The sequence below is a fragment of the Streptomyces sp. NPDC051020 genome (genome assembly GCF_040683105.1).
Classification (GTDB): domain Bacteria; phylum Actinomycetota; class Actinomycetes; order Streptomycetales; family Streptomycetaceae; genus Streptomyces.
In genome coordinates this window covers 28,681-47,346 of sequence record NZ_JBFBCG010000029.1, presented here as the reverse complement: position 1 = coordinate 47,346, position 18,666 = coordinate 28,681, and the positions used below count along the sequence as shown (strand labels likewise).

Sequence of the window (18,666 nt, the reverse complement as noted above, 5' to 3'; positions counted from 1 at the left end):
CAGTGGGAGGCACAGCAGATGACGCGCGAGTCGGAGTCGGGACTGCCCATCGAGCCGGTGTACGGGCCGGACGCACTCGACGGATGGGACGCCGACGACAAGCTGGGAGAGCCCGGTGTCTACCCCTTCACGCGTGGCGTGTACCCCACGATGTACACCGGCCGGCCGTGGACGATGCGGCAGTACGCCGGCTTCGGCACGGCCTCCGAGTCCAACGCCCGCTACAAGCAGCTGATCGCCAACGGCACGATGGGTCTCTCCGTCGCCTTCGACCTGCCCACCCAGATGGGTCACGACTCCGATGCGCCGATCGCGTCCGGTGAGGTCGGCAAGGTCGGGGTGGCGATCGACTCGATCGACGACATGCGGGTGCTGTTCGGCGGCATCCCGCTGGACAAGGTCTCCACGTCCATGACGATCAACGCCCCCGCCGCCCTGCTGCTCCTCCTCTACCAGCTGGTCGGCGAGGAGCAGGGCGTCCCGGCGGACAAGCTGACCGGCACCATCCAGAACGACGTCCTCAAGGAGTACATCGCCCGCGGCACGTACATCTTCCCGCCCAAGCCCTCGCTGCGGCTGATCGCCGACATCTTCAAGTACTGCAGCGCCGAGATCCCGAAGTGGAACACCATCTCGATCTCCGGCTACCACATGGCGGAGGCCGGAGCCTCGCCCGCGCAGGAGATCGCGTTCACCCTCGCGGACGGCATCGAGTACGTCCGTACTGCCGTAGCGGCCGGCATGGACGTCGACGATTTCGCCCCGCGTCTCTCCTTCTTCTTCGTCGCCCGTACGACCATCCTCGAGGAGGTCGCCAAGTTCCGTGCCGCCCGCCGGATCTGGGCCCGGGTGATGAAGGAGGAGTTCGGCGCGAAGAACCCCAAGTCGCTGATGCTCCGCTTCCACACCCAGACCGCGGGCGTCCAGCTCACCGCGCAGCAGCCCGAGGTCAACCTGGTGCGTGTCGCGGTCCAGGGGCTCGGCGCGGTCCTCGGTGGCACGCAGTCGCTGCACACCAACTCGTTCGACGAGGCGATCGCCCTGCCGACCGACAAGTCCGCCCGGCTCGCGCTCCGTACCCAGCAGGTCCTGGCGTACGAAACGGACGTCACCGCCACGGTCGACCCGTTCGCGGGTTCGTACGTCGTCGAGAAGATGACGGACGACGTCGAAGTCGCAGCCCTGGAGCTGATGAGCAAGGTCGAGGACATGGGCGGCGCGGTCGACGCCATCGAGCGGGGCTTCCAGAAGAACGAGATCGAACGCAGCGCCTATCGCATCGCCCAGGAGACGGACAGCGGGGAGCGCGTCGTCGTCGGCGTCAACCGCTTCCAGCTCGACGAGGAGGAGCCGTACGAGCCGCTCCGCGTCGACCCGGCGATCGAGGTCCAGCAGGCGGCCCGGCTGACGAAGCTCCGCGCCGAACGGGCCCAGGACGCCGTCGACGAGGCGCTGGGACGGCTGAAGAAGGCGGCCGAGGGGACGGACAACGTCCTCTACCCGATGAAGGAGGCGCTGGCGGCGCGGGCGACGGTCGGCGAAGTCTGCGACGCGCTGCGGGAGGTGTGGGGGACGTACGTGCCGACGGACGCGTTCTGAGCGGGGTCCGCCTGCACGGATGATCTCCCGCCGGCTCGACGGCGAAGGCTGAGCCCCGCACCGTCCGCTGAGACACCTGGACGGAGTGCCGTACCCACGTGCGACACTCCTGTGCATGCTGGGTGTCACTGACCTTCCGACCTATCTCGTCGGCCTCGTGCTGATCGTTCTGCTGCCGGGGCCGAATTCGCTGTACGTGCTCTCGGTCGCCGCCCGCCGCGGTGTGCGGACCGGGTATGTGGCGGCTGCGGGTGTGTGGACCGGTGACACCGTGCTGATGACGCTGTCCGCGCTCGGCGCCGCATCCCTGCTGCAGACGACGCCGGTGCTGTTCGCCGTCGTCAAGTACGCGGGCGCGGGCTATCTGACCTGGCTGGCGATCGGCATGCTGCGGGCCGCGGCGTCCATGTGGCGCGAGCGGCACCGGCAGATCGCCGAGCTGGCGGACGAGGCCGCCGGACCGGACGAGGCAGCCGGACCGGGCGGGACGACGACGGCCGCCGGGGCGGTGGAGCGGCCGTACCGGCGGGCGCTGGTGGTGAGCCTCTTCAACCCGAAGGCGATCCTGTTCCTGATCTCCTTCTTCGTGCAGTTCGTCGACCCCGGGTACGCCTATCCGGCGCTGTCCTTCCTGCTGCTCGGGACGCTGCTGCAGATGGCGAGCTTCCTCTACCTGTCGGCGCTGATATTCGGCGGCACCCGGCTGTCCGCCGCGTTCCGCCGCCGCAAGCGGCTGTCGGCCGGGGCCACTTCGGCGGCGGGTGTGCTGTTCCTCGGGTTCGCGGCGAAGCTCTCGCTCAGCAGCGTGTGAGGCGGACGGGCGGCCGGTTCAGGGTGAGTCCGGCGGGCTGCGGCAGTGTCGCGGGGATCGAGGCGCGGTACGGGTCGCGCTGAGCGGTGATCAGGCGGGGCGGCCCGCACCGCCCGTCAGTGATCTGCGCAGCCGCGGTGTGAGCCACCGCTCCACGTACCGGTGCAGCAGCCAGGCCAGCCCCAGCATCAGCACCACCGTGAGAACCACCGTCGCCCACGCGGGGACCCCGAGGCGCTGATGGAGCATGTTCACCGCCACCCAGCCCAGATGCTCATGGACCAGGTAGAAGGGGTACGTCAGAGCTCCCGCGACGGTCAGCCACCGGTGGTCGAAGCGGGCCAGGGCGCCCAGCGCGATGGCGGCGACCGCAGCGAAACCGGCGGTCACGATCGCGATGATGACCAGTGACGAGCGGTACGAGAAGGCGTGCGGGCCCGCCGGGTGCCACAGATCGGCCACCGCGAAGTGCTGGCCGAGCAGCCAGCTGACGCCGACGATGCCCCAGGCCGTGGCGTCCCGCCGGTTGCGGTGGACCAGGTAGAGCCCGATGCCGCCTATGAAGAACGGGGCGTACGCCGGCATCAGGACCACGTCGAGCAGTGGCTCGCCGGATGCCTTGCCGAGCGCCGCTGCCAGCGTCCACGCGGCGCAGAACATGACGATTCGTCGCCGGTTGGCCCCCGGCAGGACGACACACACGGCGAACAGGGCGTAGAACCGGATCTCCGCCCACAGCGTCCAGCACACGCCCAGCACCCGGTCCACGCCCAGCGGCTGCTGCAGCAGCGTCAGGTTGACCAGCGCGTCGCTGGGCGAGACCGCCTTGTACGCCACCGTCGGCAGCGCGAAGACCAGGGTCACGAGGACGACCGACGCCCAGTACGCGGGCAGCAGCCTGGCCGCCCTCGAAGCGAAGAACGACGCGAGCGAACGGCCCCAGCCGCTCATGCAGATCACGAAACCGCTGATGACGAAGAAGATCTGTACGCCGAGACAGCCGTAGGCGAACCACGTGTGGGCGGACGGGAACAGGGAGGCGGCGGAGACTCCCCACGCCGTGGTGATCTCACCGCCCCGGCCCCCGTAGTGGTACGCCGCGACCATCAGCGCGGCGACCAGCCGCAGCCCGTCGAGGGCCCGCAGCCGGGGTGCGGGGCGCGCCTGTGGTGACCGGGGCCCCACCTGCGCGCGGGCGGTGGAAACCCGCTCGATCGTCCTGCCCGGCATCTCCGGAGTGATGGTCACTGACGCCCCTTCCAACAGCGGCGAGGCTCAGGCTAGGGCGCCGACGGCTCCGGAACGGGCGGGAAGGGAGCAGTTTCCCGTGCTGACAGGGCGAGTTCATCTCGCGGCCGTTCAGGTTTCTTAGCGTGCTACGGAACCTCACACGGTTGCCGAACATCCGTACCTCTTCTCACGCCCCCTTCCCCCCACGGGCACCACACGCTTGGAGCGCCATGACGAAAGCCCGCACCCGCTGGCCACGGCAACGTGACGCGGAGGACTCGGCCTCGCCCGAAGGCGGAACGTCCCACCTCGCCACCGTCCTCCCGACGGAACTGGAGACCTGCCTGCGCGCCTGTGCCGCGCACAGCGGGAAGCTGGTCGCCGGGCTCGACCGGCGGCGTACGGCGCTTGCGGAGGCGCTGCGGAACCTGCTGGCCACCCACGCCACCATGGAGCAGACGGCCGCCGCTGCCTCCCCGCTCCCGCTGCTGCGGCGCCCGGGCAAGGGCGGGTCAGGATCCTCGCTCGTGCTCGGCGACGCACTGCTCGACCCGCTGCTCGCGGTCGGCAACAAGGCGCTGGACTGCGGTTACGAGGACGAGCTGAAGCTCGCGATCCTCATCACGGACACCGTGCTCACCCAGCGCAGGCGCTCCCGCGCCGGCTGGCGGCTGCGGGCCCGGACGCTGGAGGCGATGGGAGCGGAGAACGCCGCGGTCGAGGCGTACGAGCGCTACCTCGGGCTCACCGACGAGGACGGCTTCGGTGTGGCGGCGAAGATCGCCGGCCTGCGGGCCGGTGCCGAGCGCCAGGACGAGCTCCTGCGGAAGCTGGAGCGCGACTGCCCGGAAGCCGGCGAGTTCACCGGCCGGTCCGTCACCGAGTCCTGGGCCGAAGGCCTGGAACTGCAGGCGCGCGGCGACTGGCGCGCGGCCCGGCCCCGGCTGATCGGCGCGCTGCTCACCCAGGACCGGGCCGGAGCCCCGGTGCCGGAGATCCAGGAGGCCGCGTCCCAGTACCTGGGCCTCGCGATGGAGGCCGGCGGGCTGGCGGGCAGCGGCGCCGGCGGTTCCACCGGCCCCACCGACCTCGCCCTCCTCACCGACCTGATCGCGCTCTACGCCGAGCAGCGCCGGACCCGGAGGCGCGGCTCGATCGGTGACCCCACCTTCGGCGACGTCGAATGGACCACGCTCGGCGAGTTCCGTAACCGGATAGCCGGCAAGTCGATCTGTCTGATCGCCAACTCGCAGCGCGTCGGCAGCAGTTCGATGGGAGCCGAGATCGACGCGTACGACCTGGTCGTCCGCTTCAACTCGTACCGGATCGACCCGTCGGCGACCGGCAAGCGCACCGACATCCACGCCACCATCCACAAGCACGGCTTCAACTGGGACCGGAAGGTCGACACCCGGCTGGTCTTCGGGGGGCTCTCCGGCGACTGGAAGTACTCGCTGCGCAACCGGCTCGTACCCGGCGCCCAGAAGTACCTCGGCGACGAATCGCTGCGCTGGCCGCTGCGGGACATCGGCAAGGTCGGCGCCGACGTCTGGCCGGCGATCCCCACCAGTGGCTTCAACATGCTGTGGCTGCTGGACTACCTGGACGTCAGCTCGCAGCTCGACCTGATCGGCTTCGACTTCTACGAGAGCGGCGCCTACCGCCTGCCCGCCGCGATGAAGATGCCCATCACCTCCGTGCACGAGTACACCAGCGAAAAGGCGTGGGTCATGGAACGCGCCCAGAGCGTCACCGATATGAGGATCAGACTGCGATGACGACGCCCACCGCGACCACCGCGTACGCACCCGTGCCCGCGCCCCGGACCCCCGCGCCCGCGAATGCGCTCACCGGCAAGCGCCGCGTCGCCTTCGCGAGCTTCGTGGACGAGAACTACCTGCCCGGCTTCCTGGCTCTGCTGCGCAGCCTCGCCCTGTCCAACCCCGGCGTCTGCGAGGACTTCCTCGTCCTGCACGACGGACTGCGCCCCGCCTCCGTCGCCCAGATCCGGGCGCTGCACCCGCGCATCGATTTCCGCCGGGTGGACGCCGAGCACTACGACTCGTACGCCAAGGGCGACCAGGACAACTACCTGGTCCGCAAGGCGTACTTCATCCTCGACGTGTTCCGGGTGCGCGACTACGACACCGTGATCACCCTGGACACCGACATGGTGGTCCTCGGCGATCTCGGCGAACTGCTGAAGCTGCGCGACGGCCTGGCCGCTGTGCCGCAGTTCTTCTACGGGCAGCACAAGCTCAACAGCGGGCTGCTGGTCATCCAGCGCGAGTACCTGAGCGACGCGTTCTGCGCGAAGATCGACGAGGTCGGCCGCGCGGGCACGTACGAGCTCGACAAGCACGACCAGGGCATCCTGAACGCTGTCCTCGACGGTGACTTCGTGCAGCTCGACGCCCGCTACAACTTCGTCAAGCGACGGCTCTCCGGCGACCTGCCGGTGCCCGACACCACCGCGATCCTGCACTTCACCGGGCGGCACAAGCCCTGGCAGGGCGGCGAGGCCGGCTACGGCCAGGCCGAGGACCGCTGGCGTGAGTTCGAGCTGTCCGGCGCCGAGTTCCACGCCGCGTACCTCGCGCTGCCCGGCACCAAGCACCATGACCTGCTGGTGCACTACGGGACCGCGCACGTCCGCCGCACCGGCGACCCGGAGAGCGCCCGCCGGGTCGCCGCCGCGCACATCGCCGCCGGTGAGTATCAGGAGGCGGCCGACCTGCTCGGCGGCGTCCGGATACCCGTCGATGACGCCTGGCCGCACGAGGTGCTCGGCCACGCGCTGATGAGCGTCTCCCGTTACGAGGAGGCCCGCGCCCAGCTCCTCCTCGCCACCGCCGCCCCCAACCGGGCCGCGACCTCCTTCGCGCGGCTCGCCCAGATCGCCTGGATCCACGGCGACGACGCCACGGCGGCGGCGTACGCACTCGAAGGGCTCGGCGTCGACCCGACCCACCGGGCGAACCGGCTGATGCACAAGCGCACCAAGGACCTGCCCACCCCTGCGGAGGGACCGGCCGCCGAGCAGCTCGCGCATGTCGCCTTCTACATGGAGCGGCAGGGCAACGCCGGGGACAAGCTGCTCCCGGAGAGCGTCCGGCTGGCGTTCGGCCAGGACACCGGCCCGGCCCGCTGGCACTCGGTCCACGCCCACCGCCTCTTCGACGAGGCCGCGCTGGAACGGGTCAACGCCCGGCGCGGACTGGTCATCGGCGGCGGCGGCCTCTTCATCCCGGACACCGCGCCGAACGGCAACAGCGGCTGGCAGTGGAACGTCCCCGACAAGCTGCTGGAGCGGATCGACGTACCCGTCATGGTGTACGCCGTCGGATTCAACGCCTTCGACGGCCAGGCGTACGGCCATGGCCGGGACCGGTTCCTCTCCTCGCTGCGGAAGCTGGTGGAGCGCGCCTCGTTCTTCGGGCTGCGCAACCACGGCTCCATCGAAAAGGTCCGCGAGCTCCTGCCGTCGTCGCTGCACGACAAGGTCCGCTTCCAGCCCTGCCCGACCACGGTCACCCGACAGCTGGTGAAGGGGTGGACCGACCCCGTGCAGCGCGAGAACACCGTGCTGATCAACGCCGCGTACGACCGGGCCGGACTTCGCTTCGGCCATGACTACGCGCACTTCCTCGCCGAGATGGCCACCGCGGTGAAGGAACTCGGCAAGCGCGCCGAGGTGAAGTGTGTGGCGCACTCGCTGGACGACGAGCGGATCGCCTTCGACCTGCGGCGCGAGCACGGCATCTCACTGCCGGTCATCCCGATGTACGACTTCGAGAACCATGAGATCCGGTCCACGTACGCCCGGACCAAGCTGGTCATCGGGATGCGCGGGCACGCCGGCATGATCCCGTTCGGCTGCGGTACGCCGATCATCAGCCTCATCTCGCACCCGAAGATGGCGTACTTCCTGTCCGACATCGACCGGCCGGAGTGGGGCATCTCCGTCCACGACCGGCACCTCGGGGCGCGGCTCGTGGAGCGGGCGGCGGGGCTGCTGGACGACCACGCGGCGACGGTCGCCGATGTGCACGGCAGGCAGCAGGAACTCTGGAAGGTCACCGAGGCGAACGCCGCGGACCTCCGGGTGATCCAGGGCGGCGTGCGTATCTGACGGCACGGCGAAGGGGGGCGGGGCGCCGATCAGGCGCCCCGCCCCCCTCTTCGCCCTGATCGCCGCCGGGCGGGCTCGGAACGGAGCACCCGGTCGAGCCGTCTCAGCGGAGCACAACCCGCCGCAACGTCTTCGCCCGCCGCGCAACCCTGCGCACCGCGGCGTTCCGCGGCAGGAACGCGAATTGCGCGGGCACTCCACCCGGCAGCCCCAGCGAGGTGAGCCGCTTGCGCTTGAAGTAGCGCCAGGTCGTCGCCGTGAGATGGGTGGAGAGATACCGCTCCGCGGCCGTCCGCAGCTCCGGATAGATCTTCGGCTGCATCGTGAAGCCGACCGCCGTGACCAGCTCGTTCAGCTCGACCGGTGCCACCGCCCCCGCCGCTGTGACCGCCCGCCGGTCGCCGAGGTCCGGAACCAGGGCGTCCACCAGCGTCACCGGAACCCGGTTGCTGTTCTCGAACGGCGACAGCCGGTCCAGCAACATCTCCGTACCGACCCGGGCGACCGGCAGACCGTAGAACGCGGACGCCGTGAGCAGCGCGGTCGAGAAGCAGCCGACGACCAGCGCCGGCCGCATCCGCTGGTACAGCACCTCGGCGAGCACCGGCGCGGTCAGCACCCCCGAGTCCAGCACGGTCAGCTCCGCGCCGAGCTTCTCCGCCTCCGCCTCCATCGTCCGCGACCACTGCGCCGGCGCCGTCGGGTGCGGCTTGAACACCAGCCGCGTGTGGCCGAGTTCGACCGCCCCGCGCATCATGCGCAGATGCAGCTCCTCCTCCTCCGCCGCGCTGATCAGCCCGAGCGCGGAAAGGTACTGGCCGAGCAGCAGCGCGGGCGCCCGGACGGACGGCACACTCCCCACCACATCGCGGGCGTCGGCCAGTTCACCGAGCACCGTGAGGAACGCCTCGGTCGGCACGACCTGGGGCGCGACCCCGAACTCCGTGAGCAGCAGCGGCTTCAGTCCCGGCACGAGGTCGAGATGGAGCAGCCGCCGCACCCGGGTGCCGGTCAGCGGGTCGATCTTGTTCCTGGTCGGGCCGTAGCTCATCAGCCCGTCCGCGTACACGTCGATCGGTGCGCCGGTGAACATCTGGGCGACCGCCATGGCCGGGTTGACCTGGATCGACTCGATCGCGAGCTCGACGGTGTCGTCCCCGAGTCCCCACGCGAGGCGCAGATGGCGCTCCCACAGCGGCACGTCGTCCGGGCGCGGGGCCCAGCCGCTCGGGTGGAACGGGGCGATGGTCTCGTTCCACGACACCACGTCGTCGAAACGGCCGCGCAGCGCGTCGAACCCGGGCATCGCGTCGACGGCGGGTGTCGTCTCCGGAATCGCCGCATTGTTCGAGACGAGCAGGATGCGGCGGTCGGCGTCCGCGAAGGCGCCCGCGTCCAGCGCGGCCGCGAGGGTGGCGGCGCCGTAGAGGGTGGAGGCGAGGAAGATCTGCGTCGTACGGGTCCGGCTGCTGCTCATGCGGCCGCCACCTCCTTCGCGGCGACCGGGCGGCGACGCAGCCGGCGCAGCAGGGTCGCGCGCTGTACGTCCATCGCGTCCAGGGCGTCGTCCAGCACGTCCTGCGGCATCCGCTTGAGTGCGGCCGCACTCATCGACTTCAGGGCCCGGGCCACGGCGGGTTCGAATCTCTCCATCGAACTCATGTGATGAAAAATGATGGCGCAATAGGTGCGGACCGCTTTCTGCAGAAGGACCTGCGCGTTGGGGTCCTCCGCCGTTTCTCGTACCACTTGGTCGAATGAGCGAATGAAATCGAGCTGGCGTACGTCACCGATCTGCGTCAGTGACGAGGCGACGCCGCGCCGGTAGAAAATGCCGAGAAAACCGAGTACCGCGAAGGAATCCGCCTCGCGGTGCAGCCGCCAGATCCACGGCCGGTCCTCGGCGGTGCGCAGACCGTCCGTGAAGTGCAGCAGTCCGCGGTCCAGGAGCCGACGGTGGTAGAGGCCCGCCCAGGCGTACGGGTAGTCGACCGAGGTGGTCCGCGCGGCGGGCAGGATCGCGTCCCGCGGGTCCATGACCTCGTCGCGCCGGCCGTGCGGCACGCGGTGCACCGTGCGCGTCCTGCCGTCGACCTGCACATGGTCGGTGCGGACGAAGTCGCAGCCCAGTGCCTCGGTCCGGGCCAGCAGCCGGGAGAGGTACCCGGGGGCCAGCCAGTCGTCGCCGTCCAGGAAGGCGAGGTACTCGCCGCGGGCCGCGTCCAGTCCGGTGTTCCGGGCGGTGGCCAACCCGCCGTTCTGCTTGTGTCTGCTGACGACCACCCCCGGAATCTCGTCCTCCGCGCGGCGCAGTATGTCCGCGGTCCCGTCGGTCGAACAGTCGTCGACGAGGATGAATTCGAAGTCCTCGCGGGCGTTGGCCCGCAGGCTTCTCAGGGTGTCGGGGGCGTATGTCTGCACGTTGTAGAACGGCACGATGACGGAGAGCTTAACCACCCGTCTCACGCTAGGCGGGCGCTCGTCATTTGCCCTGGCCCCAAGAGGGACGGCAGGTGAACGGCGAATGTCGGAACGATGAACCAGGCTGAATCCGCAGCGACAAGGGGCCTTTTGTGAAGCTGATTCGCCAAGCGTCGGCGGGCTGTTAACCATCTGTTGCCATCACGTTGGGCCATGAATTGAAATGCCTTCCTAACTTCTAGGACGTGCCCCCACGTACCAGCAAGACCTCGGCGCTCCGGGTCGCCGTACTCGCCGACTCGGACACCCGGTGGAAATGGGGCGCGCTCACCGCGCGCCGCCTGACCACCGGGTCCCCGGACGCGCCCCGCGCAGCGGAACGGCCGGTCGAGATCAGCGGACTGCTCCTGCGCGGCCGGGCCACCCCGACCGCCCGGCAGCTCGCCGAAGTCGGAGACGTAGGGGTCGAGACCGGCCGAGTGCGCGAAGTGACGGCCGTCGAGTTCCTGCACACCGTGCGGGACGAGGGGTACGACGTCGTGGTCCTCGCTCTCGTCGGCGGCGCGGTCCAGGCCATGCTGCACGGCCTCGCCGCCCTGCGACTGCCCGCCAGGCCCGTCGTCGTCACCGGCTATGTCGGTGTCGTCTACGAGAAGCTCGCCGACGGTCTGCTGCTGCGGCACGGCGCCGACGTCGTCCTCGCAAACTCCCGCCACGACGCGGAGCGTTTCCGCGCCGTGTACGAGGGAGTGGGCGCCGATGCCTCGGCCGTCACGGAGGCCGCACTGCCGTTCCTCGGCGGCGCCCCGCACCGGCCGCAGCAGGGCCGCGACACCGTGGTGTTCGCCGCCCAGCCCTCCGTACCGGCGTCCCGCGCCGACCGTACGTACCTGCTGCGCAGGCTCGTCGAGCACGCCAGGCTGCACCCGGACCGTGAGGTGCTGCTGAAGCTGCGCTCCAAGCCCGGCGAGCACACCACACACATCGAAGAACTCCCGTACCAGCGGCTCGCGGAGAAGCTGCCCGGCGGACTGCCGCCCAACTTTCGCCTCGTGTACGGACACATGGGCGAGGTCCTCGACCGCACCGACCTGCTGGTCACGGTCTCCTCGACCGCCGCGCTGGAGTCCCTGCACCGGCGCATCCCCACCGCGATCCTCAGCGACCTCGGCGTCCGCGAGGCCCTCGGAAACCACCACTTCATCGGCTCGGGCCTGCTCACCTCGTGGGACCGGCTCGACGGCGGCTCCCACCCGGAGCCCGACGAGACGTGGCTGGCCGGCCAGGGCGTCGCCGCCGACGGCACCTACGACTCGGCTTACGAAACCGCACGGGCCCGCGTCGAGGCGCTGCTGGCCACGCCCCGCCTGCCCGACCTCGCCCCGTACTACACCCCCGCCACCGCCCCCGGCTACCTGCCCGGCATCCTCGCCCGCCACCACCTGGCCCCCGACGGCCACCCGCTGCCCGGCGCCGCCGCGCCGCGCGAGACCGGCGGGGTGCGGGGCGTGGTCCGCGACGCGGTACGGGAAGCCGCGCGCGGCGCGTACCGACAGGGCGTCCAGCGGGTCGCCCCCGTGATCCGGCGGATGGGCGAGCTGTGACAACCAATCCAGGAGCAGAGATGACGCCGACCTCGGCACCCAAGCCGGACCCGACCGTGCTCGCCGTGATCCCCGCCCGCGGCGGATCCAAGGGCGTCCCGGCCAAGAACCTCGCCCAGGTCGGCGGCATACCGCTGGTCGCCCGCGCGGTCCGCGCCTGCCTGACCGCCCGCGAGGTCACGGACGTCGTCGTCACCACGGACGACGCGGCGATCGCGGAGGCGGCCCGGGCGGCGGGCGAGGCGCTCGGCGCCGCCGAGCGCGTGCACTGCGTCCAGCGTCCGTCGGCCATCGCGGGCGACACCGCGACCAGCGAGGCGGCGGTCCTGCACGCACTCGACGCGTACGAGGCGATGCACGAGCGCATCGCCGACGTGGTGCTGCTCGTCCAGTGCACCAGCCCGTTCGTCACCCGCGAGGACATCGACGGCGTGGCCGCCGCGGTCGCCCGCGACGGCGCCGACACGGCCGTCACCGTCGCCCCGTTCCACGGCTTCATCTGGCGCGACGGCAGCGCGGTCGAGGACGACACCTACGGCGTCAACCACGACAAGGCCGTCCGCCCGCGCCGCCAGGACCGGCCGCAGGACCTGCTGGAGACCGGTGCCGCCTACGCGATGGACGTCGCGGGCTTCCGTACCCACCGGCACCGCTTCTTCGGCCACACCGCGCTGGTCACCACCGACCCCGCCCGGGTCCTGGAGATCGACGACCCGCACGACCTGGCCCGCGCCCGCGCCCTCGCACCGCTCCTGGACCCGTCACCGCTGCCGACCCGCGAGGACATCGACGCGGTCGTCCTCGACTTCGACGGCACGCAGACCGACGACCGGGTCCTGATCGACTCCGACGGACGCGAGATCGTCGCCGTCCACCGCGGAGACGGTCTGGGCATCGCCGCCCTGCGCAGGGCGGGCCTCGACCTCCTGATCCTCTCCACCGAACAGAACCCGGTCGTCGCCGCCCGCGCCAACAAGCTCAAGGTCCCCGTCCTGCACGGCATCGACCGCAAGGACCTCGCCCTCAAGCAGTGGTGCGACGAGCACGGCATCGCCCCCGAGCGGGTGCTCTACGTCGGCAACGACGTCAACGACCTGCCCTGCTTCGCCGTCGCCGGCTGGCCCGTCGCCGTAGCGAGCGCCCATGACTCGGTACGCGCCGCGGCGCGCGCCGTCACGACCACCCCCGGCGGCTTCGGCGCCATCCGCGAAATCGCGGCGTGGCTGCTCGGGCCCACCCTCACCGGCCACCTTTCCACCCCCACCAAGTCCACCACCAAGTAAGGAAACACCCCCATGAGCACCTCCCGTCTGCGCACCCTCGGCACCCGCACCGCCGGCCCGGGTCAGCCCGTCTACATCACCGGTGAGATCGGCATCAACCACAACGGCGACCTCGACAACGCCCTCGCGCTGATCGACGTGGCCGCCGAAGCCGGCTGCGACGCCGTCAAGTTCCAGAAGCGCACCCCGGAGATCTGCACCCCGCGCGACCAGTGGGACATCGAGCGCGACACCCCCTGGGGCCGGATGACGTACATCGACTACCGCCACCGCGTCGAGTTCGGCGAGGCCGAGTACCGCGCCATCTCCGACCACTGCGCCGAGCGCGGCATCGACTGGTTCGCCTCCCCGTGGGACACCGAGGCCGTCGCCTTCCTGGAGAAGTTCGACGTCCCCGCCCACAAGGTCGCCTCCGCCTCCCTCACCGACGACGAGCTGCTCCGCTCGCTGCGCGCCACGGGCCGCACGATCATCCTCTCCACCGGCATGTCGACCCCGCGCCAGATCCGCCACGCGGTCGAGGTCCTCGGCTCGGACAACATCCTTCTCTGCCACGCCACGTCGACGTACCCCGCGAAGGCCGAGGAGCTGAACCTCCGGGTCATCAACACCCTCCAGCAGGAGTACCCGAACGTCCCGATCGGCTACAGCGGCCACGAGACGGGCCTGCAGACCACCCTCGCCGCCGTCGCCCTCGGCGCCGCGTTCGTCGAGCGCCACATCACCCTCGACCGGGCCATGTGGGGCTCCGACCAGGCCGCCTCCGTCGAGCCGCAGGGCCTGACCCGACTGGTCCGCGACATCCGCACCATCGAGGCCTCCCTCGGTGACGGCGTCAAGAAGGTGTACGAGTCCGAGCTCGGCCCGATGAAGAAGCTCCGCCGCGTCGCGGGCGTCGTCGCCGAGAACACCGAGGCGGCCCCGGCCGCCGAGCCGGTCGCGGTCTGACGGGCCGACCGGTGAACCTCGCCTTCGTCGAGAGCCCGGTCCAGCTCCTGAACGTCCTGGAGTGGGCCTTCACAGAGGGAGGCGACGACCATGTCCTGGCGGACATAACGGTCGTCGTCCTCCCCCCGGTCGACCCGATGTCGCGCGGCCAGCTGCGCCGGATGGCGGAGCTGGCTCGCGACGAGGGCGTCAACGTCCGCTGGCAGGAGGCGCGCGGCGGGGCGAGCGCGCCGCTGAAGACCCTCCGGGCCCTGACGGGACTGCTGCGCAGGGCGGACCGGATCGTGATCGGCGACCCGTTCTCCCGCTACGTGCAGCTCCTCCTGTCCACGGTCCGCGCCCGCCGGCTCACGGTGGTCGACGACGGTACGGCCACGATGGAGTTCGTCGCCCAAATCGCCCGTGGCGAAAGGCTGGTGCGCTGGCACCGGCGGGGCAGCTCGGGCCCGCGCGACCTGATCCTGGCCCCGGTCACGGCCGCCGCCCGCCGCCGTTTCACCCCGTCCGCGACCCGCGAGGTCGAGGTGTTCACCGCCATGCCGGTCGAGGCTCCGGCCGGCGTCACGGTCACCCCCAACACCTTCGCCTGGACCCGCGCCCGCTTCGGCCCGCCGCTCCTCACCAAGGGCGCGGACCTGGTCGGCACGTCCCTGGCCGAGACGGGCGTGATCGACCAGGCCCAGTACCTGGAGGCGGTCGCCGCCCTGGCCCGTACTCACGGCGCGACCCGCTACTTCGCCCACCGCCGGGAGTCCGCCGACAAGCTGCACGCCCTGGAAGCTGCCACCGGCCTGGAGATCGTCCGTCCGGATCTCCCTCTGGAACTCATCGCCCGCCGCGGCCCGATCGGCCGCACGGTCCTCAGCTTCCCGTCCACGGTGGTCCACACGCTGCCGCTGGCGCTGGCGGGCACGGAGGTCAAGGTCGCGGTCTGCGACATCGCCCCGGAGTGGCTGCGCGACACGGCGTCGCCGCGCGCCCAGGGCTTCCTGAGCGGTGTCACGGAGACGGCCCGCGACGTACAGCGCCTGGCGCCCTGGCGGGCGACGGCGATCACGGAGGCATGAGTCGTCACACCCCCACCCCCGAACGAAACGTGACACCCGCACCCTGGGGTGTCACGTTCGTGATCGACCGGGGTGCCGACGTTGTACTGACGAGCTGCCTCCACGGCTGCCTCGCAGGGGCGGATCGGTGGGTGGACCCACCAGGTCAATGCGACCCGTGCTGGACCGCCTCACCGTTGCCTGGAACGCGGGCGACGGGGCGGCCTACGGGGCCGAGTTCACCGCCGACGCCACTTACATCACGTATGTCGGCACGCTCTACACCGGGGGTGCTGAGATCGGCACCGCTCACCAGGCCCTGTTCGACGGTTTTCTCAAGGGCACCCGGCTCGCGAGCGAGATCGTGAGCATGCGCCTCACCGGTCCCGACGCCGCCCTGGTCGTCACTCGCGGTGCCGTCCACAAGGGCAGGCCGGGGAGGCTCGACAAGATCCAGACCTACGCCCTGGCCCGCCGGGCGGACGGTGACTGGAAGATCGCCGCCTTTCAGAACACCAGGAACAAGGCCCTCATGGAGGCCCTTTCCTTCAGGCTCCAGCCTGCCACCAGGCCCGCTGCTGCCTGAGCGCCGTTCCTCGCCTGCCGGGGCGATGCGGAGAGCTGCGTTTGTGCGGTGCCCGTGGGCCGGGGCGTGGCCGGGGCGAATTGGCGGGCAGCTGTCCCGGGGTGGGGCGGGGCGGCCAGGACGGGTCGCGAGGGCGACCGGGGGTGCGTGGCGGGTGGCCCCGTCTCTCTTCGTGTGCCGAGGAGCAAAAAGGGCGAGTGTACCCACCTCGTTACCGCCTCACACGCGACGACCCGGTCATTTATTCGTCTATGTGGCTGAACTTTTCTTGTTTCATGGTCAGTTGACGGGGGGAGGCGCCTACCCTTCACTAGGTGAACCAGTCGATGTCCCGCGATTCCGATGCCGGCCTGCCCGAGGACGCCGCCCTGCCCGGCAGGCTGCCCGAACCCCTGCGGGCCGAGCTGATCGCGTTCCGGCGCGACCTGCACATGCACCCCGAGCTCGGCAACCAGGAGTTCCGCACCACCGCTGCGCTCAAGGCGCGGCTGGAGAAGGCCGGGCTCCGGCCCCGGGTGCTCGCCACCGGAACCGGGCTCCTGTGCGACGTGGGCACATCGGGAGGGGCGCGAAGCTCGGACAAGGGTGGTGGTGGGCGACGGGCGGGCGGTGGCACCCGTCCCATGCTCGCCCTGCGCGCGGACATCGACGCCCTGCCCATTCCGGACACCAAGGACGGGGTCCCGTACCGGTCCACCGTCCCCGACCGGGCGCACGCCTGCGGGCACGACATTCACACGACGACCGTCCTCGGCGCCGGGCTCGTGCTCGCCGAGCTCGACCGGCAGGGGCTGCTGCCGCACCCCGTGCGGCTGATCTTCCAGCCCGCCGAGGAGGTGCTGCCCGGCGGTGCGCCCGATGTGATCGAGGACGGAGTGCTGGAAGGCGTCGGGCGGATCATCGGGGTGCACTGCGACCCGAAGGTCGACGTGGGGAGGATCGGGCTGCGGGTCGGGGCGATCACCTCCGCCTGCGACCGGCTGGAGGTCACGCTCGACGGGCCCGGCGGGCACACCGCCCGGCCGCATCTGACCACCGACCTGGTCACCGCCGCCGCCAAGGTGGCCACCGAGGTGCCCGCGCTGCTGGCGCGGCGGGTCGACGCGCGGGCCGGGCTCGCCGTGACCTGGGGGCGGCTGGAGGCCGGGCACGCGTGCAATGTGATCCCCCAGCATGCCGAGCTGTCGGGAACGGTCCGCTGCCTGGATCTGGCGGCATGGCGGGAGGCGCCGGACCTGGTCCACGCCGCGATCGACGAGGTGGCCGGAATGCACCGGGCCAAGTCGGTGATCGACTACATCCGCGGGGTCCCGCCGGTCGTGAACGATCCGGCCGTGACCGATCTGCTGGCCGCCGCGATGGCCGGGCGCCGCGGATCGTATGCGATCGAGGACACGGAGCAGAGCCTCGGCGGGGAAGACTTCTCCTGGTATCTGGAGCGCGTCCCGGGGGCCATGGCGCGGCTCGGGGTGCGCACGCCCGGTGACACCCGGCGTCTTGATCTGCACCGGGGTGATTTCGACGCGGACGAGGAGGCGATCACCGTTGGCGTGGAGCTTTTCACCGCCGCGGCTTTGCTCGACGGCAACCGTTCGTAACCGGACAGGTCACCTCAGGTTCGCGACGATCCGATAACGGCTTCCGTACAGGGCTTTATCTGACATCTACGCGCGTTACGATCTCGGCGAAACCAGCGCCGGAAGAGGCGCTTCGGTCAGGTTTGAAGGAGCCTTCCCTTGCGCCGGGTATCCAAGATCACCGCTGCGTGTGCCATCACCGCGGCTTTCGCGCTCACCGCCACCGCGTGCGGCAGTTCGTCCGACGAGAGCACCAGCTCCAAGGAGAAGGGCCAGATGAAGATCGGCATGGCCTACGACGTGGGCGGCCGGGGCGACAACTCGTTCAACGACTCCGCCGCGCGTGGTCTGGACAAGGCCAAGGCCGAGTTCAAGGCCGACACGAAGGAGCTCACCGCCAAGAACGGTGAGACCCCGGCCGACCGTGAGCAGCGTCTGCAGTCGCTCGCCGAGGGCGGCTACAACCCGGTCATAGCCATCGGCTTCGCCTACAAGGACGCGGTCGACAAGATGGCCGCGAAGTACCCGAAGGTCAACTTCGGCCTGGTCGACTCGGTCTCCGACGCGAAGAACGTCGACTCCATCGTCTTCACCGAGGAGCAGGGCTCGTACCTCGCCGGTGTCTCGGCGGCGCTGAAGTCGAAGGACGGCCAGGTCGGTTTCATCGGCGGTGTGGACCTTCCGCTGATCAAGAAGTTCGCCGCGGGCTTCCAGCAGGGTGTTCTGGACACGAACCCGAAGGCCAAGGTGCAGATCCAGTACCTGTCCACCGGTTCGGACCTGTCCGGCTTCGGCAGCCCCGACAAGGGCAAGGAAGCCGCCAAGGGCATGCTCGACAAGGGTGCGGACGTCATCTTCGCCGCCGCGGGCGGCTCGGGTGCCGGTTCGATCGAGGCCGTCGCGGGCAAGAAGGGCGCCTGGTCCATCGGTGTCGACTCCGACCAGGCCCTGGACCCGGCGCTGGCGAAGTACAAGGACACGATCCTGACCTCGGTCGTCAAGAACGTCGACGGCGGTGTCTACGACCTGATCAAGTCCGTCAAGGACGGCAAGCCGGTGGCCGGCGTCCAGTCGTACTCCCTGGCCAAGGGCGGCGTCTCGCTGACCACCACGGGTGACCACATCAAGGACATCCAGACGCAGCTCGACGCGGCGAAGAAGAAGATCGTCGACGGCACGGTCACGGTCAAGACCACGACCTGATCCGACCCGTCGATCGGGGCCCGGGCGAGGGGGTGCCCGCGGCGTTCCGCCTGGCCGCCCTCGGGGCGGACGGCGGGATGTCGCGGGCGCCCCCTGGCTGCTTCGGCTGCTCGGCCGGGCTCGACTCGCGTACGCCTTCCGGCCGGGCCCGGAACGTAGTCGTACGCGCACTGTTGGTCACCCGCTATCGGGTGGCCAACGATTCGGTGGCACTACGCGCGTAGCG

14 protein-coding genes are annotated in these 18,666 nt (G+C 70.6%); 11 read left to right on the top strand and 3 right to left on the bottom strand.

Annotated elements, in window-relative coordinates:
- Positions 1 to 18 precede the first annotated feature (18 nt).
- The gene (locus AB0N06_RS17815; protein WP_366135615.1) at positions 19 to 1,599 is read left to right on the top strand and encodes a methylmalonyl-CoA mutase family protein; all 1,581 of its coding nucleotides are present in this window, start codon (positions 19 to 21) and stop codon (positions 1,597 to 1,599) included.
- Between the two features lie 115 nt (positions 1,600 to 1,714).
- Positions 1,715 to 2,410: a leucine efflux protein LeuE gene (gene leuE / locus AB0N06_RS17810; RefSeq protein ID WP_366135614.1), complete on the top strand. Its 696-nt coding sequence runs from the start codon at positions 1,715 to 1,717 to the stop codon at positions 2,408 to 2,410.
- Between the two features lie 90 nt (positions 2,411 to 2,500).
- On the opposite strand, the gene AB0N06_RS17805 is transcribed toward leuE, so the two are convergent.
- Positions 2,501 to 3,658: an acyltransferase gene (locus AB0N06_RS17805; protein WP_366135613.1), complete on the bottom strand. Its 1,158-nt coding sequence runs from the start codon at positions 3,656 to 3,658 to the stop codon at positions 2,501 to 2,503.
- 212 nt (positions 3,659 to 3,870) lie between these two features.
- Between AB0N06_RS17805 and AB0N06_RS17800 the strand changes: the two genes are divergently transcribed.
- Together AB0N06_RS17800 and AB0N06_RS17795 are read left to right on the top strand one after the other, a co-directional pair.
- Positions 3,871 to 5,418, top strand: a complete 1,548-nt coding sequence (locus AB0N06_RS17800) for a hypothetical protein (RefSeq protein ID WP_366135612.1) — start codon at positions 3,871 to 3,873, stop codon at positions 5,416 to 5,418.
- Positions 5,415 to 7,772, top strand: coding sequence for a glycosyltransferase (locus AB0N06_RS17795; RefSeq protein ID WP_366135611.1), 2,358 nt, complete (start codon positions 5,415 to 5,417; stop codon positions 7,770 to 7,772). Before AB0N06_RS17800 ends, AB0N06_RS17795 begins: the two co-directional genes overlap by 4 nt.
- Before the next feature lie 103 nt (positions 7,773 to 7,875).
- Here the strand turns inward: AB0N06_RS17795 and AB0N06_RS17790 are convergent, their stop codons facing one another.
- Positions 7,876 to 9,249: a polysialyltransferase family glycosyltransferase gene (locus AB0N06_RS17790; protein WP_366135610.1), complete on the bottom strand. Its 1,374-nt coding sequence runs from the start codon at positions 9,247 to 9,249 to the stop codon at positions 7,876 to 7,878.
- Positions 9,246 to 10,229, bottom strand: a complete 984-nt coding sequence (locus AB0N06_RS17785; protein WP_366135609.1) for a glycosyltransferase family 2 protein — start codon at positions 10,227 to 10,229, stop codon at positions 9,246 to 9,248. Before AB0N06_RS17785 ends, AB0N06_RS17790 begins: the two co-directional genes overlap by 4 nt.
- A gap of 209 nt (positions 10,230 to 10,438) precedes the next feature.
- Between AB0N06_RS17785 and AB0N06_RS17780 the strand changes: the two genes are divergently transcribed.
- From AB0N06_RS17780 to AB0N06_RS17750, 7 genes are all read left to right on the top strand, one after another.
- Positions 10,439 to 11,797, top strand: a complete 1,359-nt coding sequence (locus tag AB0N06_RS17780; RefSeq protein WP_366135608.1) for a DUF6716 putative glycosyltransferase — start codon at positions 10,439 to 10,441, stop codon at positions 11,795 to 11,797.
- A gap of 20 nt (positions 11,798 to 11,817) precedes the next feature.
- Entirely contained in the window at positions 11,818 to 13,080 is a 1,263-nt protein-coding gene (locus AB0N06_RS17775) for an acylneuraminate cytidylyltransferase (RefSeq protein WP_366135607.1), read from the top strand.
- Positions 13,081 to 13,092: 12 nt separating this feature from the next.
- Complete coding sequence (locus AB0N06_RS17770) at positions 13,093 to 14,028, top strand: N-acetylneuraminate synthase family protein (protein ID WP_366135606.1); 936 nt, start codon at positions 13,093 to 13,095, stop codon at positions 14,026 to 14,028.
- An 11-nt stretch (positions 14,029 to 14,039) separates the two neighbouring features.
- Positions 14,040 to 15,095: a hypothetical protein gene (locus tag AB0N06_RS17765; RefSeq protein WP_366135605.1), complete on the top strand. Its 1,056-nt coding sequence runs from the start codon at positions 14,040 to 14,042 to the stop codon at positions 15,093 to 15,095.
- Positions 15,096 to 15,243: 148 nt separating this feature from the next.
- Entirely contained in the window at positions 15,244 to 15,660 is a 417-nt protein-coding gene (locus AB0N06_RS17760) for an SgcJ/EcaC family oxidoreductase (RefSeq protein WP_366135604.1), read from the top strand.
- A 326-nt stretch (positions 15,661 to 15,986) separates the two neighbouring features.
- The gene (locus tag AB0N06_RS17755; protein ID WP_366135660.1) at positions 15,987 to 17,258 is read left to right on the top strand and encodes an amidohydrolase; all 1,272 of its coding nucleotides are present in this window, start codon (positions 15,987 to 15,989) and stop codon (positions 17,256 to 17,258) included.
- Positions 17,259 to 17,396: 138 nt separating this feature from the next.
- Positions 17,397 to 18,440, top strand: a complete 1,044-nt coding sequence (locus tag AB0N06_RS17750) for a BMP family ABC transporter substrate-binding protein (RefSeq protein ID WP_366135603.1) — start codon at positions 17,397 to 17,399, stop codon at positions 18,438 to 18,440.
- Positions 18,441 to 18,666: the final 226 nt, after the last annotated feature.

Coding starts and splice junctions, on each gene's coding strand:
- AB0N06_RS17815 (WP_366135615.1), top strand. CDS start 19: ATGACGCGCGAGTCGGAGTCGGGACTGCCCATCGAGCCGGTGTACGGG.
- leuE (WP_366135614.1), top strand. CDS start 1,715: ATGCTGGGTGTCACTGACCTTCCGACCTATCTCGTCGGCCTCGTGCTG.
- AB0N06_RS17800 (WP_366135612.1), top strand. CDS start 3,871: ATGACGAAAGCCCGCACCCGCTGGCCACGGCAACGTGACGCGGAGGAC.
- AB0N06_RS17795 (WP_366135611.1), top strand. CDS start 5,415: ATGACGACGCCCACCGCGACCACCGCGTACGCACCCGTGCCCGCGCCC.
- AB0N06_RS17790 (WP_366135610.1), bottom strand. CDS start 9,249: ATGAGCAGCAGCCGGACCCGTACGACGCAGATCTTCCTCGCCTCCACC.
- AB0N06_RS17775 (WP_366135607.1), top strand. CDS start 11,818: ATGACGCCGACCTCGGCACCCAAGCCGGACCCGACCGTGCTCGCCGTG.
- AB0N06_RS17770 (WP_366135606.1), top strand. CDS start 13,093: ATGAGCACCTCCCGTCTGCGCACCCTCGGCACCCGCACCGCCGGCCCG.
- AB0N06_RS17760 (WP_366135604.1), top strand. CDS start 15,244: ATGCGACCCGTGCTGGACCGCCTCACCGTTGCCTGGAACGCGGGCGAC.
- AB0N06_RS17755 (WP_366135660.1), top strand. CDS start 15,987: ATGTCCCGCGATTCCGATGCCGGCCTGCCCGAGGACGCCGCCCTGCCC.